General features: G+C 65.5%; 13 protein-coding genes and 1 pseudogene. 7 read left to right on the top strand and 7 right to left on the bottom strand.

The annotated features are described in order from the left end of the window. The first annotated feature begins 157 nt into the window (after positions 1 to 157). Positions 158 to 421, top strand: a complete 264-nt coding sequence (locus CLT74_RS02750; protein ID WP_099851163.1) for a hypothetical protein — start codon at positions 158 to 160, stop codon at positions 419 to 421. 113 nt (positions 422 to 534) lie between these two features. Here CLT74_RS02750 and CLT74_RS30380 read toward each other — a convergent pair. The 3 genes and pseudogenes from CLT74_RS30380 to CLT74_RS02760 form a co-directional block, all read right to left on the bottom strand. Then, positions 535 to 661 (bottom strand): annotated as a pseudogene (locus CLT74_RS30380). 89 nt (positions 662 to 750) lie between these two features. Then, entirely contained in the window at positions 751 to 1,701 is a 951-nt protein-coding gene (locus CLT74_RS02755) for a DUF7710 domain-containing protein (RefSeq protein WP_143697035.1), read from the bottom strand. A gap of 319 nt (positions 1,702 to 2,020) precedes the next feature. Continuing rightward, positions 2,021 to 2,392: a DUF1801 domain-containing protein gene (locus tag CLT74_RS02760; protein ID WP_099851165.1), complete on the bottom strand. Its 372-nt coding sequence runs from the start codon at positions 2,390 to 2,392 to the stop codon at positions 2,021 to 2,023. Positions 2,393 to 2,751: 359 nt separating this feature from the next. Here CLT74_RS02760 and CLT74_RS02765 point away from each other — a divergent pair, with 359 nt between their 5' ends. Beyond that, a complete protein-coding gene (locus tag CLT74_RS02765) occupies positions 2,752 to 3,024 on the top strand; it encodes a hypothetical protein (RefSeq protein WP_143697036.1) in 273 nt (90 codons plus the stop codon). 216 nt (positions 3,025 to 3,240) lie between these two features. Beyond that, positions 3,241 to 3,681 (top strand): hypothetical protein, encoded by a 441-nt coding sequence (locus CLT74_RS02770; protein WP_143697037.1) that lies wholly within the window; start codon positions 3,241 to 3,243, stop codon positions 3,679 to 3,681. A 123-nt stretch (positions 3,682 to 3,804) separates the two neighbouring features. Here the strand turns inward: CLT74_RS02770 and CLT74_RS02775 are convergent, their stop codons facing one another. Next, entirely contained in the window at positions 3,805 to 4,218 is a 414-nt protein-coding gene (locus CLT74_RS02775) for a DUF6924 domain-containing protein (protein ID WP_099845138.1), read from the bottom strand. 266 nt (positions 4,219 to 4,484) lie between these two features. On the opposite strand from CLT74_RS02775, the gene CLT74_RS02780 reads away from it, so the two are divergent. The 4 genes from CLT74_RS02780 (at position 4,485) to CLT74_RS02800 (ending at position 10,618) form a co-directional block, all read left to right on the top strand. Then, complete coding sequence (locus tag CLT74_RS02780; RefSeq protein WP_099845139.1) at positions 4,485 to 5,648, top strand: IS110 family RNA-guided transposase; 1,164 nt, start codon at positions 4,485 to 4,487, stop codon at positions 5,646 to 5,648. A 195-nt stretch (positions 5,649 to 5,843) separates the two neighbouring features. Further along, positions 5,844 to 8,264, top strand: a complete 2,421-nt coding sequence (locus CLT74_RS02785; protein WP_143697038.1) for a hypothetical protein — start codon at positions 5,844 to 5,846, stop codon at positions 8,262 to 8,264. 140 nt (positions 8,265 to 8,404) lie between these two features. After that, on the top strand, positions 8,405 to 8,794 hold the full coding sequence (locus tag CLT74_RS02790) for a histone-like nucleoid-structuring protein Lsr2 (protein ID WP_099845141.1): 390 nt from the start codon (positions 8,405 to 8,407) through the stop codon (positions 8,792 to 8,794). A 465-nt stretch (positions 8,795 to 9,259) separates the two neighbouring features. Next, positions 9,260 to 10,618: a hypothetical protein gene (locus CLT74_RS02800; protein WP_143697039.1), complete on the top strand. Its 1,359-nt coding sequence runs from the start codon at positions 9,260 to 9,262 to the stop codon at positions 10,616 to 10,618. 236 nt (positions 10,619 to 10,854) lie between these two features. Here the strand turns inward: CLT74_RS02800 and CLT74_RS02805 are convergent, their stop codons facing one another. The 3 genes from CLT74_RS02805 to CLT74_RS02815 all read right to left on the bottom strand — a co-directional run bounded on the left by CLT74_RS02805 (position 10,855) and on the right by CLT74_RS02815 (position 16,710). Further along, on the bottom strand, positions 10,855 to 11,583 hold the full coding sequence (locus CLT74_RS02805) for a hypothetical protein (protein ID WP_143697040.1): 729 nt from the start codon (positions 11,581 to 11,583) through the stop codon (positions 10,855 to 10,857). A gap of 793 nt (positions 11,584 to 12,376) precedes the next feature. Continuing rightward, positions 12,377 to 15,388 (bottom strand): hypothetical protein, encoded by a 3,012-nt coding sequence (locus CLT74_RS02810; protein ID WP_099845145.1) that lies wholly within the window; start codon positions 15,386 to 15,388, stop codon positions 12,377 to 12,379. 455 nt (positions 15,389 to 15,843) lie between these two features. After that, positions 15,844 to 16,710 carry a replication-relaxation family protein gene (locus CLT74_RS02815; protein ID WP_158240189.1) on the bottom strand — a complete coding sequence of 289 codons (867 nt, stop codon included), beginning with the start codon at positions 16,708 to 16,710 and terminating at the stop codon, positions 15,844 to 15,846. Positions 16,711 to 16,898: the final 188 nt, after the last annotated feature.

A 16,898-nucleotide genomic window follows, 5' to 3' on the forward strand; every position in this document is an offset into this window, starting at 1 on the left:
CTGCTCAGTCTGCACTCCCACCGGCTGCCCTCGTGTGCGCGGGTCGCGGGAGATCCGGACACCTGAGCGTCATCGTGATCCCGCAAATCGATAGCGCGATGTCGTCGGATCCCAGCTATGGTGCGCGGACGTGCGGTTGGAACCGACAGAGGTACGGATGACGCTGGCAATCAAGGGTTCACGACGGATCACCGTAGATGGCGTCACCTTCCGCTGGGCGGTCCGCCGCAGACCGACCCACTGCCAAGCCAACGGCTGGTCGCCGCTGACCTTCGTCGCCGAGCAAGCGGAACAGCCAGGCGCTTTGTTGGTGGCATCGCTGCCCTGCGCCCATCCCGGCAACTGGCTCGGATTGCCGAGCCAGCCCGTGTTGCCCAGGACGGTGGCTCTTGGTGTCCGTCAGGCACTGGCCACCGATTAACGCTCCTCCCGGCCGGGCCCTGCCTTCAAGATGCTCCTGCGCGACTCACCGCACACGCAGTGACTGCGCGTCGTCAGAGGAGGCACATTGTCGGCGGCAGATCAGGATGTCGGCGGACCGGAGGGGATTTGAACCCCCAGTGGGGCATGGCGCGCCAGTGGCCCCACGCACCTTCGAGTCGCCCGTGCATGCCCGGCGTACGGCTCTGAGTGCTGCAATACCCGGCTCTGCCACCGGTCCAGACGCAGTATGTGCTATCCCGCAACCCGAGCGGCTGGTTTTTCAGGCGGCGTCCGAGCGCGATGTCAGCGGCCGTGAGCGGATGTCCGTTAATCGCGACGGCCGCAGGTCAGGTGGATGTGACGTAACCCCGGACCGAAGGCGGCGACGTGGTCCGCGGTGCCGTGGTGCGGCTTCGATGGCGTGAAGCGGCCTTCACTGACTGCGACGTCGTAGGCGCCCCCGCTGGCGTACTCGGCCAGGACCCCGGTCACTTGGTGCTCGGCCGTCCAGGCAAGCCCGGCGTCCAGGGTGTCGAACACTGCGGAGGCGTATCGGGCGCGGTCACCGTGGAAGATCCAGACGGTTGACCTGAGCGGGCTCCGCTGGTCAGCGGTGGGCCTGCGGTGCAGGCCCTGCGGCGTGAACGAGAACGAGCCGGGGAACTTGCCTGGGCGATGACGTACGGCGAGAACCACCGGGTCGGGGTGCACGCCCCGTAGACCCGTTTCGGCTGCAGTGTTCGCGAAGGCGTTCCACAGGTGGAAGCAGATCAAGTCGTGGTCATGATCGGCCGTGGTGTAGGCAAGCGTCTTGGCGTAGAACGGGTTCGTTCCGCCGATCCAGAGCGACGGTGGCCCGAACCTCTCGATGACCTCGGGTAGCGTCCGGTCCTGCGTCACCCACCCGCCGACGTGGGTGCTCAACTCCTGAAACTCCGCCTCCGACAACGCCCGATCCAACTCGAGCCAGCCGAGGTGATGGGCGATCTCGGCGTAGACGAAGGACGTGGCATCCCGCACGGCATCTGCCGGCAGGATGTTGCTGTAGGCACCCATGACACCCGTCGCGGTGAACGCGTCGCGGTCGCGTAGTCCATCGCACGCCTTCCACCACCGCGTCAGGCTTCCATCCACGGCGGCCATCGCCTCCAACAGAAGCCGTTCGGCAATCTCGTCCCTGCCATACATGCCAGGGCGACGAAGCACACTGTTCACCTGCGACAGATGGTGACGACGTGCCTCACCGAGAACGAATTCGGAATCCTCACCGCTGCTCATCGCCGCAGATCATGACACTCCAACGAGCTCCGGGACACTGGGGCTCATCGACAAAGCCGCAAGCGCTTGCTACGTACCGGAGGCCATGTACGCAGCCGACCATCCGCTCATCGGCTACTCATCTACTGGTGCTGCGACCGGGAGCCGAGCTGGACGCCAGGGGAAGCGGTCACCGTCTGTACCGCGCGGTCGGCGGCAGATGTGTGCGCCTTCCTGACCTTGGGGTTGATGTGCGGCCGGCGGCGAATCTGTGGGTCGTACGGCTCCTGGCACGTTCGGTTTCGACAGGTGGAAGCGATCTCACCAGTACACGACACGGTCACATCCACAGCACGCCATCGTCCTCGTGCTCGCGTACGCGAAAGGCGATCATCCGGCGCAACAAATCGCCCGGCACAGGTTGGCCGTATGGGAGTTTGACCGTGCCCTTACCGGTGGCAAAGCCGGCGAGCTGGGCATCGAACCCCTCGCGAGTGCTGGGCGTGAACGCGACGCTTGCGTGTCTAGCGTGACCACTGACCATAAAGAGGATCGTTCCGGAGGGGTGCACCCACGCCGGATAACCCCACTTGATCGCCTCGCTCGCCTCCGGAACCGCCTCGTGGGCCAGTGCCCGCAGCTGCTCAAGCAGCTGGCGGCCCGGTCCGGTGAAGCCGTCGATGTACTCGTCGACCGTCTGAGGTCTGGCCATGGCGCCAGTGTGGCACGCCCTGCTCGGCTCAGCGCCCGCAGTGAGCGAGGCGTGCTGCCGCGAGCAGCGCACGTTCCTGGTCCGCGGCGATGGCGAAGTGCACCCCCAACACGCCGAGATCATAAAGGGGCAGGGCACGACCTCGACGAGGGCCATCAGCCGCCACAGCTCACGTCACACCGGGCGCCGTGTGCCTGGAACCGCTGACTTCCGGTCCCGGGTCTCGGCACCAAGCTGTGGCAGCTTTGGGGGCACGCAGGCGGTTGGCGGCCCGACCACGTAGCGACGGAGCGCGACGCTCGGCGGCGGCAGCGCAAGGCCCGCTCACGACTGATGCTCCGTCTCGTACCGTAGATCCGATGAGTGAAATGCGGATTGAGGACGCCTTCGTGGATCCGGGCGGAACCATCGTGGTGACCGGCCGAATTCAAGGCGGCCCCGTCGTCCGCGGGAGTCACCTATGGCTCGTTGACGGCAGCGTGCGGTATCCCGTCGTGGCGGCCCGGTTCCTCCGCACCTGCGCCCGACACGATTCGGAGACCGCGCGAGCGGGAGAGAACACCGCAATGATCCTCGACGGCGCACCACCCCACCTCCAGCTTCGGGGCCTGCTGCTCATCACCGCAGAATGACACGTACAGATCCACGCACTGACATCCGCGAGGGCCGACGCTGCGGCTAGCCCCGGTGCCTGTTGCGTCGCAGGATGAGCGGACGAGTCGATCTCACGATGAGGGGCGCCGCGTCGCCCTGCACGGGCATCGCAGTCTACGCAGGGACGTCACGGTTCCGCTGACGGCCGCGATTGGAGAGCTGGGCCCGTGGCCCGGGCTTGTGATCATGACGGAGTGATCGTCGTGGAGTTCGACGCACCCGTTGATGCGCCAATGCCTGTCACCGGGTTCGAGTCGGGACACATCAGCCTGCGCTGGAACGGTGGAGCCTACAGTTCCCGCCAGCTCCGGTCCCGCGGGATGCTGATGGTGTACCTCGCCGCCGCGGACATGATCACCGGCGTCGCGACCCTGCTGGCGCACCCCGACGCCAGCTACCTGTTCACCGGCGCTTCCAGCGCCTGGAGTTTCGCCCTGCGCCGTACCCGCCGTCATGGACTGCAGCTGAGCACGCCGGCCAGCAAGCTGCTCTGCCACACCTTCGAGGCTGACTACGCGATAGCGGTCTGGCGCGGCACCGAGCAATTGCTGACAGCCCGCACAACGACCGACGTCGGACCCTTGACCGACCTGCAGACCGCCATCGCCGCCTTCCCGGATGCCTACCGGCGCTGACGCATCCACCAGTCACCAAGCAACCTCGACTCGGCACGTCCGGACGGAACCCGGGCCGGCTCGGCGGAACGCTGCGTAGCGCGCGGCTCGCGGCATGACAGCGCATCTGATCATGGTTGTGGGCTATGCGTCCTCGAAGCCGCGGTAGGTGCCGGACTCGTCCGTGGCGTCGGCGAACTCGTCGAAGTCCATATTCGCGATGCTCAGATTGGCCGACACGTCGGCGTACCACTGCGCCGGCACGCGGAACGTCCGTCCGGGTTCGGTGTACAGGTCCACGGCGAGGAGCGAGTGCTCGATGTCGGCCATGCTGATGGCATCGGCAACGAACAGGTAGGCGAGCTTGTCATCGTCGGCGGCGGCGGCGTCCGCAGCGACCAGAGTCTGCACGGTTACATCGGAGTAGAGGGGGTCGCTGGCGTAGGTTGCGCCGTCGGCTCCGACAGCCCTTTGGATTTCGCTCCAGGCCCTGTCGTCGGTGAAATCAGTGCGCAGGATCAGCGATGTCAGGTCGTTGGGCTGCGGCAGGAGCGGCATGCCAATGATCTTCTCATCCGTCGGACCGGGCGCGCGATCAGCGGCTACCTATTGGCTGGTGGTACGACCGCAGCCCGGCCAGGCTTGGTCGAGGTGACCGGTGGGGTCGCTCTCTTTGCGGCTGCCCACCGTAGGTTGGTGTGGCTCTCATCTGGCGTGCGTCCTGCCGGTCACCGCGGCGGTGAGAGGCTCGAGAGGGGACTGCCCGGCTCAAGGTAGCGCTGCCCTCCCGTCGACGTTCCATCGTCGGATCGAGGGAGGACACGATGGCCCAGGTCATCATCGGCGTGGACCCGCACAAGCGTTCCGCCACCATCGAAATCATCAATGCCCGGGAGAAGACGCTCGGGCAGGGCCGGTTCGGCACTGACCGCGACGGCTACCAGGCCATGCTCGCCGCCGGCCGCAGGCACAAGGACCGCCTGTGGGCGGTCGAGGGCTGCAACGGCATCGGCCGACACGTCGCCCAGCGCCTGGTCGCTGACGGCGAAACCGTTGTGGACGTTCCCGCGAAGCTGTCCGCCCGGGCCCGGGTGTTCGCCACCGGTCAGGGACGCAAGACCGACCCGGTCGACGCCCGCAGCGTTGCTGTGGTCGCCCTGCGCGCCGAAGGTCTGCGGCAGGTCGTCACCGACGACACCACAGTCGCGTTACGGCTGCTGGTCGACCGCCGTGACCAACTCGGCCGCGCCCGCACCGACGTGGTCTGCCGGCTGCACCAGCTGCTACTCGAACTGGTGCCCGGCGGCGCGAAGAAGGACCTGTCTGCCCAGCAGGCTCGCGTCCTGCTGGGCACCGTGCGCCCGCGCGACGTGGTCGGCAAGACCCGCCGCCGGCTGGCCGCCGAACTGATCGGCGAACTCGTCGTCATCGACAAGAAGATCAAAACCGCGAAACAGGAACTCACCAACCTGGTCAACGACACCGGAAGCCGACTGATGAACCTGACCGGCATCGGACCGTCCGGCGCCGCCCGCCTGATCGGCGACATCGCCGACATCGCCCGATTCGCCAGCCGCGCACATTTCGCCTCGTGGAACGGCACCGCACCGATCGACGCCTCGTCCGGCGACCAGCAACGCCATCGTCTGTCTCGTGCCGGGAACCGGCGCATCAACCGGGCGCTGCACATCATGGCCATCGTCCAGCTACGCCGTGACACCGAAGGACGCCGCTACTACCGACGCAGACTGGCCGCCGGCAAAACCCCGATGGAGGCCCTCCGGGCACTGAAACGGCGTCTGTCCGACATCGTCTACCGGCAGATGGTCGCCGACGCGAAGCTGGTCAGGACGGGTCCGAGAGGACACGCGGGGGCGACTCTGCAATCCAGCGCGGCCGACCCAAACCCCGAGATCGACACTTCGGAAAAGTCACTTCCCGGATCCGCCACACCCCAGCCTAGAACAACCCTCGCCGCCGCCTCTTGACACAGAGGGGTGCCAGATGAGTGCGCCTAGACTCATGGACCCTTCAAGGGACCGAGAGTCCCGCCTCAAGCGGTCATGATGGGTTGAGCTCCGCTCAACATGGCGATGAGCTGGCGGCTCCCTTGCCCCGTCCTCCACTTGCGCGAACCCAGTTGGAAGTGCTCTATGCTCGTAACCCCGAGCCTGGAGCGTGAAATGTCAACCTTTCACCCGCTGGGAAAAATTGTGGGTGACTTCAATCCGGAGTCCTTTGGCGATCCGGTGAATGAGCTCCTACCGTTTCGCAACTGCAAGACCCCTTCGGATGCACGCGCAATCTTGCACGAGAACGTCGAGAAGAACATCGCGGCGATCCTTGACCTGGTTGCAGACGCCGACGCCTTTGATGTCATCGAGTTGATGCGGATGCGGGAGTTTTCCTTCGTTCCCGACCCCCGCCTTGCGCCACTTGGTGGTGCATCGCTGCCGGTGGAGATCATCGCAGCCGTCCTACTGGCGAGGCCATCGCGCAAACCCGACCCCACCCGGCGAAACGACACACGGCCGCACGAGGTGATCTCGGAACTACATGAGCGCTGCATGAGGTTGGCCCGGATAGCGAGCTACCGCCAGTTGGCTGAAGGGCAACTCCGTAATGAGCCGCTTGGCCGGCTGGCAAGTGAGTACCAAGGTGCTGTGCTGAACATCCGAAACCTGCAATACGACCACATCCGAGACGAACACGACCGCAGGCTGTTCGAGACGGCAGCCGCGAGTGAACTTATGCAGAAGCACCTCGGATACAGCTACCACGACGTCTCAGCGGTGCGATCGGCAATGAATAAAATATCTGCCGAACGGATGACCCGTCTCCGCGATGAAACCGGTGACCTGTTGATGGCGCATCAGCACCTCGATCCCAAAGAAGTACCTCGCGAGGTCATCGAGCAGTTCATGCGGGGGATGGTCCCATTCATTTTCCTTCCCGCCGACAGGTCGATCATCACGACGGCCGACGTCGCCAGCGCGTCGGGACTGGACATTGCCACGTCGAGGCGAGTACTTAGCTCGTTTGCGCAACAGTTTGACGACTCGGAAAGTCCCGGAAAGCGCGTGTTCGATTTACTGATGGGCAACAACCAGTTCCTGGCGCGTCCCCTAGTGTCCGATGGCGACGACAATTTCGCGTTAACATCAAACGAGATCGGACAGGACGTGCTGCGGCGGATTCTCGAGCGCGCGCTTCCGCCCAACTCTCCCGATGTGCGCAGGTATGACCAGAAGGCCCGCCAGCCGATCAGCGAGGAACTCGCGAGGAGATACCTTGAGACCATTCTCAGGAGCCCCGCCTTTCGCGAGAGTTACCACTACCTTGCGCCCAAAGCGGGTGTCCCCGCGGACCAACTCGGGCCCGACAGTGCAACCCTTCGCCAAGTCACCGATGATGTGGAGGGCGACGCGCTTTTCGTGGTCGACGACATCGCCATCGTCGTAGAGGTGAAGGGGAAGTCGATAGCTGATCAGGCTCGCCGCGGCGACGTGCGACGCCTTAACAACGACCTCAAGGCGACACTCGGGGACGGCGCGCGTCAGGCAGCGCGCATCCGTGAGCTTATCGAGACCAATCACGGCATCTGGGAGAACCCCAGCACCTGGCTGGACCTATCGAAGATCCGCGAGGTGCGGACATTGGTGGTGGTACTCGACGACATTGGTCCTCTCGGCACCAACCTCGCCGATCTTCAGCACGCCGGGATCCTGCCCGATGACCGGCCGCCACTGGTTCTATCGCTACACGACCTTGCCGTCATCACGGAGATCGGTGAACGCCCATCGGAGTTTCTGCTCTACTTGAGACGGCGCACCGACAGCCCGGTAACCACCTACTACCGCGCGCTCGATGAGCTCGACCTCTACATGCTGTTCCTCGCGGCAGATCTCTATGTTGAAGACGATCCTGATGAGGTTAAGGCCGCGCACCCAACGCTGCCGCCGGTCACGAAGAGCGAGCGTCGTCGCCATGAACGGTCAGCCGTCGGCACCATGGTTAGCGACAACTGCGTCGAGCTGACCGCGTGGATGAACCGCGCCGAGCTTCCGCAGAGCGAAAACCCCGTGAAACCATCCATGAATGCACCGGCCGAGATACTCGAGCTCATCGACCAGCTAAGCACGGCGGGCAAACCCGGCTGGTTCCGCTGCGGAGCTGACCTTCTCGCGCTGTCCGGCGAAGGGCAGCTGCGCCTCCTGTCGACGATCAAGACGTGCGCCCGTGCCACACGGAAGGACGGTACCTACCACGACGCGATGACCGCATACGCAGGCATGTGGGGTTTCGCGACGGTGTTCGTGGCCACGCGCCCCGCCGGCGCCTCACTCGTCGAGGTCAAGGAACGACTGCAGCTCTACGCGCAAGTCAAGCAGTATCAGTTGCAAGCAGATCGCGCCTACGGCTGGGTCTTCGACGAGAACGGCTCACTGGAGGACACATTTTATTTGAGCTCGGTCGCGCAGAGCGACTCCACGCTCGACCAGCTCGTCAAGGCGATGAAGCTCCAGCCGGTGGGCCAACGGCTCCGGCCCTCGGCACGCCGGCCGGTGAAGCGGACACGTAAGAAGAAGCGCAAGCGTCGCTGACAAACTGTGCGGCAGGGTGTGCACAGAGAGGCGGCCGCACCATTGCTGGTCCACGCGAGCAACGCCGACAAGATCCACGAGAACCTACAGCGGGATAGTGTGCAGTCCGCCGACGCACACGGATTGGAAGGAACGAAGACGTGGCAAAGCAGACCATCCACAAGCTAATCGATGACCTGGACGGCGGGGACGCCGACGAGACCGTCAGGTTCGCCCTCGACGGCGTTCAGTACGAGATCGACCTGTCGGCCGCCAACGCGGAGAAACTGCGCGATGTATTCACCCCGTACACCGCCAAGGGGACCAAGGTCGGTCGCGGCGGTGCCGTGGGCGGCGGCGGGCGGACGATCCGTGGCGTGGCAGGCGTTGGCGGCGGGCGAGCCGCCCGTACTGGAGGCGGCGCCGTCGTCGATCGGGAGCAGAACAAGGCCATCCGCGCCTGGGCAAAGAAGGCCGGTAAGGACATCTCCGACCGGGGCCGGATCCCGCAGGACATCGTCGACGAGTACCATGCCACTGCTGGCCGCTAACCCCAGTGGCCCAGCGGAGGCATTCCTCACGACCAGCAGCACAAATAGCGGACACTCATGGGGCGCAGGCCGACACGGTGCTGCGGTTCCCGATGTCAGCGGCGAGAGCGCGGCGGCTCATTCGGTCGATGGTTGGTGGAGGGCCCGGCCCGGTACGCGCTCGACGAACCCGAAACCTGGGGCACCCGACTCTGCCGCCCGAGTGGGACCCGCGGCCCGGGCGGCGCCCACCGTGACCTGCGTGATCAGTTCCGGGTCGTCAGGTGACGCGGTGCCGGTGACCATCTGGCGGCGCACGATCCTGGTCCAGGCGAATTTCTGCAGATGACGTCTCGGGGCCGGCTCGCCCCAGCCGCGCGAGTTCCAGCCCTTCCTTGCCGGGCGCGGGACGAGCCGTCGGGATATCGGGAGGACAGGCGGCTTCGTGGTGTGTCACTCTGGGCGGCTCGGCGAACACTGGGCACGGTGTGTGCACCGTCTCGTATTGGCGGCGAGGTCATTGTGGAAATCAAGTCCCTGGAGCAACTGCGAGAAGCCGACGAGCGCACGCAGCGGTTCACCCCGGGTGGGCTCGGCCTTGACAGGATCCTTACTCCGGAGTCAGCTGCGCAGTTCCAGCAGGAACTCGTCGCAGGTCTCGACCTTGCCCCTGATGTCGCGGCCGGAACGCGGCAGAGCTTCGATCAGCTACGCAGGATCTACGCGTACGGGGTGCTCTGCTACGACATCTTCACCGTCGTCGACGGCCACGCCCTGCTGGTCATCGAGCACGCCCTGCGAGACCGGCTCCTCGATTTTCACTCCGGCACCGTTACGTTCGTCCGGACCAGTGACCAGCGCGAGTTCCACGTGGACGCCACGTCCTACGAGCCGATCATGGACTTCCTCAGAACGTCTGCTGGCAAGAAGTCACGGCTACGGGTGGGCGCGGGACCGGCCACCGTGCAATTCAACGGGATGCTCGACGGACTCCACCGGTGGGCACGGGCAGCGGGGCTGCTGCGCGGGCAACGCAACCGCGGCCACGAGCGCGTGTCGATGCAGCTGCGAAACTTCGTAGCGCACCCAACCTCAGCTCAGCTGCTTATGCCTGTCGACTGCGTTCGCACGTTGAGAGACCTGGCGGAATTTATCAATGAGCTGTGGGGCCATCCAACCCCTGGCGGCCGCCTGTACTCGGCACCGAGCGAACGCAACATCGTCGTCGTCGCCTGGGACGAACAGGGCGACACGCAGACGTTCCTCGCCGAACATCTCGGTAGCGGTCCCCAAGAAGGCGACGACAAGCTGCGCTGCGTCATCCTGCGAGGCCGCTTCCACCCGGGCACCCACGAGATGGACCCCGGCCTCGCCCATTTCGATAGCCGCTTCGAGAACACCCTCTTTCCCACCGACTACCTGTGGGGCCCCGGCAACCTGGCCGACGCTAGCGATTGGTACGCCAGACACCAACCGCAGCCGGACGAAGTCGACCATCTCGACCGAGTCTTCGCCATCCGCTACGACGACGGGCAGCTCTACCGGCCGATGCGCACTGACATCGCGGCCGGCCTCGAACCCGAGGACCAAGCTGGCCTGTGGCAACTTGTTCGCGCCGACCACCCCGACGACGCGTTCAGTCACGTGCGCAACCTGATAACCGGCGACCTCGGCTGCACCAGCGAGGGCGCATGCCGCATCTGCTACGCCTCTGGGCTCGCCGCCGGCCCTTGGCATGACCTCATCGATCCCGGATCGGTTAGCCCCGAAGCGCGTCACCAATTATCCGTTGACCTACGCCTGTCGAACGTTTATACCCGATCCAAGCCGGTTACGCCCGTCTGAAATCCGGCGACAGGGCTCGGATGATCGCCGGTATCCCTGTGCCGATGGTGGGAAGTCCGCTGCGCGAGTTCGACGACGGTGCCGGGTTCCGGGCAACCCGGCGCGACTGGCCAGTGGACCTGCCCGGGTGCTTCCTGCCGCGGCCGGTGGGCGACCGAGTCGTGCCGGTCGACCTGCAGGGCTCGTAAGACGTGGCGGGCTGTCGCGCGAGCGCCCGGGGTTACATCCCTACCGGCCTACTTGAACAGCACCGCGATCAGGATCCCGATCGTGATCACCGCGGCGATGGCGACGCCGAAGCCCGTCCAGAAGATGTTGCGCTTCTCGAGTTGGTCGAGCCGAACCGTCACGGGAGCTGTGTCGATCGTCTTCAGCGCCTCGGTCGTCACGGCCATCGAGTCAGCCGCATCGTGGATCCTCTCGAGCGAGCCGGCCGCGTTGGCGAAGCGGTCGACGGTGTACTCCACCTGCTGCACCTTGGACGAGATGTCGTGGAGGCCGGAGCCGCCCAGCAGGAACACCGCGTCGTAGAGGTTGTGGATGTTGGAGGTGTTCTGACTGAGCTCCGAGGCCGCCTGGCTGAGCGGCTCCACCGTGTAGCTCAGCGACTCGATAGAGCGTGCGGCCTGGGCCAGCATGATGATGTAGTCGGGCATCGTGTGGAGGGTGTCGGCCGCACGCGCGAGCGCGTAGCCGTATTCCTCCATGACCTGGAGCTTGTCTGCCGAGTCGTTCAGCATGAGGAACTGGCCCTCCATGCCCGCGAGGATCTCGGTCGAGTTGGCCAACGAGGCGATCTGCTCGGGTGTCATGTAGGGCTGGTTGAAGGACTCGATCAGCAGCGCCTTGCAACGGCCGCCTCGCTGCTGGAAGGCGATGCGAAAGTCCAACGAAGGTTCGGCCGGCAGGCAGCCGAACTCGCGAAGCTCGTCCGCCAGGACCGGCAATACCACACCGCCACTCACTTGATGCCGAAGACCTCCGGCGAGCACATCCTGCTCATCTGGGCCTGTCTAACGTTTGACAACGACGCCATCGTTTCCCACCTGTTGCGCTATCTCCAAGCCAAACAGCACCAGGCCGGCACTCACCGCGCAACCTGCATGATCTTCGACCCTACGGGCAAGCGCCTACTACGACTCCTCTATGACAACCGGCCGCCGGGACCAGATCCAGCACTTGACGCAGACCTCGTACACCTGGTTCCACTTGAGAAGATGCGCCCAGCCGTCCCACCGCGTCGCCGGCTGAAACGCCGCTCGTGACGAGCATGGAGGCACCCGGGTGGATCGAGGGCTTCGTCAAGGCGCCGCAGAACGAGTGACCGGTGGCGGCGCACCGACTGGCCAGCGTGCGGGAACCAGATGAGCGCACCCGAGGTTGGATGGCACATGCATGCGGCTCATGCGAGAGCACTGCCGCGAAAAGGTGTCGGCGGCGTTCCCGGCCGAGGAGGGTTCGTCGGGGAGGAACGCCACGTACGCCGGGCGGACGTCATCATCGATCTATGGCCGGATGCCGCTGTAGCGCGTCAGCGCGGTCGCGGTGTGGTCCGGAGAGCCAGTGGTCCTCGTTGGTATCGAGGTCGTAAAGGTTGGCGTCGAACATACCGCGGTATGCGGCCGCCGAGCGTGCGCTCGGCGAAACGAGCGGCAGGTTCAAGGGTCAGTGATCCTGAGATACCGGCGACCAATGCAGTGATCGGGCATCCGGCCCAAACAACCGGCAGGACCTGGATAGCGTTGATCCCATGGTCCATCAGCTGACGGGCAGCACAGGGACATGGTCGATGTCGTCATCCCAATAGCGGTATCTCGTCTTGAGCAGTGCCTCGATGGCCGCGATATCTGGGGTTACCTGGTTAACCTGCAATCCCCATGACTCGGCAGCCGAGACCACGCCGGCCGCTAGGAATGTGTCGAACTGTTCCCTGATCTGCGCGTTGGATGGCATCGGGTCGTCGGCCTGTTGCTCACGGGTGATGTCGTCTTTCGTGACCCGGCTCGGGACGCTGCCGGTAAGGACGAGCATCCGGTGGTTGAGGACGAGGTTTGCCAAGGCCATCAGCAGGTGCCATTCCTTACGGCCATCGGCGAGCAGGTCAGCAAAGTGCGCTCGTAAAGATGTGTCTCTCAAGGCCTGGGGCAAGGTATGACGGGTCATGGCGCTCGCATTGGTATAGCGGTCCTTGATCATTCGCTCGGCTTCGTCCCGGTCGTATCCCGGCCCGGGCGTGGTCGGTGCCGCCAGCGCGACAGCTCCGGTGAACGGGAACGGCTTGGTGGTGTCACCGAGCGGGTCCGCGCGCACGCGGTCGGTGGGATCCGCCTCGCGGGTGAAGAATGCGGTCATCCGGCGATAGCTGCTGGCCGCGGTCAGCTTGTGGGCAAGCCCGCGACGGAGCGCGTCCTTGATGATCCTCATGAACGTGTCGACGGGTAGCAGCGAGTTGTGCCGGAGGATCTGGACGAGTATCGGCAGGAGCTGGTCGTTGATCTCTTCGGGTGATTCCGGGCCCTCCGAGGGTAGGTGAACTTTCCACCGTGAGCAGGTGTTGTCGGGAATCGGCTGCGCTCGTTCGGCTGGCTCGCGACCGGCAGCGAAGAGCTCGCAGTCGATGTCGACGGTGGTCGCCAGCAGCACCGGGTCTGCGGTCGCCAGCTCGACCAGCAGGATCTGCGCTGCCGCGCAGAATTCCTCGGCCGCTACCACCACTGGCCTGGCGTTGCGGCAGCGGACACTCCAGCGTTGGCCGAGCGCCTCGAACTGGAACACTCGGATCGGCGCCGCGTCGCAGAACGGCGCACCGCTCAGGTCACGTTCGGCCTGGGCTCGCCAGGTCGCCTCATCCCATTCCCACTGGGTGCGGTCCTCAGCGAGCAGACCGTCGACGAATGGCGCCAGTCCGGCGTCAGCGATGAGTTGAGTGACCGGGTCAGCCAGCTGTGGCCGGTGCCGGGCTGCGGCTTGGATCATCGTTGCGTGTGCCGTCGCTGTTGCCAGGTCCCGATGCCGGTCGAAGTTCCAGGGAGCGGCCGCGAACTGGGTGTGGAGCACGACCGCGGCGTGGGTCATCCGCAGTGCCGACAGCCAGGCGCCGGTCGAGTGGTCGGCGTTCGCGGCCGCGAACAGACCAGCCGGTACAAGGTCGGTAAGGTCGCGCTGGGGTAGCACGCTGGCTGCGTAGGCCACCGACAACGCGTACTGCTTCGCGGCCAGCGGCATCGCGAGCTCGCTGTAGACGCGAGAGAGAAACCGCATCGAGAGCAACGCATCGCGCATCGTGTCGCCGTGCCACCAGGTCACCTTCGCCTCGTGCAGATCCCGCAGCGCGGCCAGCCAGTTGCCGCTGCGGCACAGCGAGATCGCCCGCGTACGGCAGCGTTGTGCCTTGGCCGCATCGCCGCTCTGCCGGCTGGTCACCTCGTCGAGGCCGCCTCGCACACGGTCGTAGAGGGGGTGATCTGCCAGGACGGGAGCGAGCATGTCGAAATAGTTCGCCAGCGAGTCGACCGGGTAAGTCGGTCCATCGGCCAGCAGGTCAACAAGCTCCGCCAAGCACGACATCGCGTGGTCAGTGTCCACTAGCGGCATCCATGACGGCATCTCAGTGATGCCCCCCAGAACGTCGGGCGCACTATCCGACAGCTCCAAGATCGGATCGGCAGTCGGCCGGCGTTCCGGTAGCGCACTGTAGTCGATGTGAAGGGACAGGCTCGCGGCGGCGTGGAGAATCCCTGCCCGGTGTCCCGGGGTCGCCGGGTCCTCGAGCAGCGTCGTCAAGTGTTGGCGAAGCTCGGTGGTCCATGTGCGTAGCTGGTCGTCGTCAAGCGCGGCCTCACCGGCGAGGGTCGCCGTCGTGGCGTACTGAAGCAGGACGCTGGCGTCCAGCAGCGCTGCTGGCGCTGTCATGGAGGTGATTTCGGCGAAGAACGTGCGGACGTGATGCTCGGCCGGCCGCAGGTCCCCGGCACCACGTAGCGTGGCCCTGGCGATCTCGTAACGGGCACGTTGCACGGCGTCGCTGTGTGGGCCGCAGGCAAGAAACTGCTCGACCAGGCTCAGCCATGTGGCCAGATCCGGCCGGGCTTCCCTGGTATCGGTCGCGTGACGTAGTCCTCTTATGAGCTGCGAAAAGTCCCCGTGGTTGACCGGAACGCGCTCAGCCGCAGTCCACTGCCGCTTCAGCGCCGTATACCACTCGGGAAACGGCGGTTCCCCGGGGGGCGAGGTCGGACGCAGGTCCGCTGTGAGCCGCAGGTAGGTCTCGGCGATCCAGAAGATGTCGGGATCAGTCAGCAGTTCGGCGATCGCTAGCCCGTCGAGGATCTCGAGTTCTACCTGGTAGGTGTCTCGTGCGAACTTCTGTAGGTCGTGACGCTGAGCGACCGGGACTGACGCCGAAGCGAAAAAGTAGACGCGTTGCACCTCCGTGCCCTGGGTGCAGATCGATTTCAGATCCGATTTGATCTTGGACTTCAGGTCGTCTCGTTGCAGAGTGCAGGCGAAGACGACGGTGTCCGACGTTGCAAGGCCGAGGAAGCCGGTGGCGAACCGTAGGCCAGTCGCCAGGTATGTGTGGAAGGTTTCAAAGTCACGGCCCTGGTCGCCGCCGGCCGCGACAGGGCCGGTGGCTGGCAGGACGTTACTAACGAGGCGTGCCTTGGCCAGCTCGCGGCAGAGGTGCTCGAACTCATGATGGGCGTCGTAGGCACTCAGCTCGCTCAACTCGAAGTTAATCCGGCGAGCAAGCAATGTCGGCGTCGTCACCCGTGTCCCTACCTCGTCTCCGTTATCGCTCCAGCCCGGCTAAGCGCTTCAGGATAGCGAGTCTGTATAGGAATGTGGATCGCCGAAGCGCTGACATGTTCCGCGCCGTTCACCTGAACGGGTGAGGTGCCGTCGGCCTCGTTCCAAACTGCAAGGCCGATCGCATCGCTGCACCAAACGCGAGCCTCATATAGCGTCCTGATCCAGCGCACTACTTTCGGCAGATCCGCGCACTGCCTCGCGGCAGCGCCAGCAGTTTGTGGTCCTCACGCGCCGTTACTTGAGCCTCCTCGGCGAGACCAGCCCGGGTTGGCCAGCTATGGCGGTCCCGGCGGAACTCATCTCGTCCGTCATAGCCGGAGCCCTTTGCCCCGTCGTGCGCCCTGTTCGGGCGGTGGGGGTCTGCTGGAGCAGATCCGCCTGACTGATGGCGGGCAGCCGCGTGTGGGTGCGAGTCAGGTGAGTTCGTGTAGCGGGTCGTGATCGGGGGTGGGTGCTCCGGGATTGAGCGGCCCGGGTGCCTCGTGGCTGGTGGGGAGGTCGGCCAGGCGTAGCCGGTGGCCGCCGTTGCCGACGAGTCGCCAGATGGGGCCGGCGGGGCCGTGGCCGTTGACGCGGTCGCGGGCGCAGGTGGCGATGGTGAGGGTGGCCAGGGCGGCGGCGATGCGGTGGTCGCGGCCGGCGGTGTCGATCAGCCTGTGGTGGAAGTGACGTTCCCGTTCCCGGGTGGGCAGGGAGAACAGCAGGGTGTAGCCGGGGCCGCCGTCAATGCGGAGTCGGCGGTAGGGCTCCAGCTTGTCGCGTAGTCGTGGGTGGTGTTCGGTGCCGCGGTCGTGTTCGAGCCAGAAGCCGACGTGGTGGTGGCCGGTGGTCCAGACGCCGTGGCCGTCGGGGCGTATACGGCGGCCGAACGCGGCGGTGGTCTGCTGCTCGGACCACCAGCGGGTCAGCCGGGACTGTGGGTGGGATCGGTTGTGGACGAGCAGGTCGATGAAGAACTGGTTGGTTTCGATGGTGTGCCGGCGGGTGCGGTCGGACAGGACACGGTCGGCGGCGAGGGCGACCGCTTTCGGGGTGGGTGGGGCTTCGCCGCGGGCGAGGGCGACCAGGCGGGCCGACAGTCGCCCAGGCACCCAGTAGACGTGGGTGGGTTGCCCGGGGTGGGAGCGCAGCACCCGGTTGATGAAGTCCATGCGGCGCAGCGTGTAAAGGCGGTGGCCGCAGGTGATCGGTGAGTCGAACAGCACCGCGGCGATCTGGTCGGTGGTGAGGGCGGTGTGGTCGGACAGGAGGAAGGCGATGACCCGGTCGCGAGGCTGCAACCGGGCCGAGATGTCGACGAGGGTCGCCGTCGTACGCCGGGCCGGTGTGCGGGGGAGAGGGGGCGATGGGCCGCCCCCCGGTCGGAGAGTGTCCCCCGTGGGGACTGTCGGGGGAGTTGATCATCGGGCATTCGTGCACCTACCTGCACTGTTAGGTATCCGAGGGGGAGCGAGGGCCGGCCGGGTCT

The sequence above is a fragment of the Verrucosispora sp. CNZ293 genome (assembly GCF_002754655.1).

What these genes read in the sequence shown, in the direction of transcription:
- CLT74_RS02750 (WP_099851163.1), top strand. Translation starts at nt 158, where the DNA reads ATGACGCTGGCAATCAAGGGTTCACGACGGATCACCGTAGATGGCGTC.
- CLT74_RS02755 (WP_143697035.1), bottom strand. Translation starts at nt 1,701, where the DNA reads ATGAGCAGCGGTGAGGATTCCGAATTCGTTCTCGGTGAGGCACGTCGT.
- CLT74_RS02760 (WP_099851165.1), bottom strand. Translation starts at nt 2,392, where the DNA reads ATGGCCAGACCTCAGACGGTCGACGAGTACATCGACGGCTTCACCGGA.
- CLT74_RS02765 (WP_143697036.1), top strand. Translation starts at nt 2,752, where the DNA reads ATGAGTGAAATGCGGATTGAGGACGCCTTCGTGGATCCGGGCGGAACC.
- CLT74_RS02775 (WP_099845138.1), bottom strand. Translation starts at nt 4,218, where the DNA reads ATGCCGCTCCTGCCGCAGCCCAACGACCTGACATCGCTGATCCTGCGC.
- CLT74_RS02780 (WP_099845139.1), top strand. Translation starts at nt 4,485, where the DNA reads ATGGCCCAGGTCATCATCGGCGTGGACCCGCACAAGCGTTCCGCCACC.
- CLT74_RS02785 (WP_143697038.1), top strand. Translation starts at nt 5,844, where the DNA reads ATGTCAACCTTTCACCCGCTGGGAAAAATTGTGGGTGACTTCAATCCG.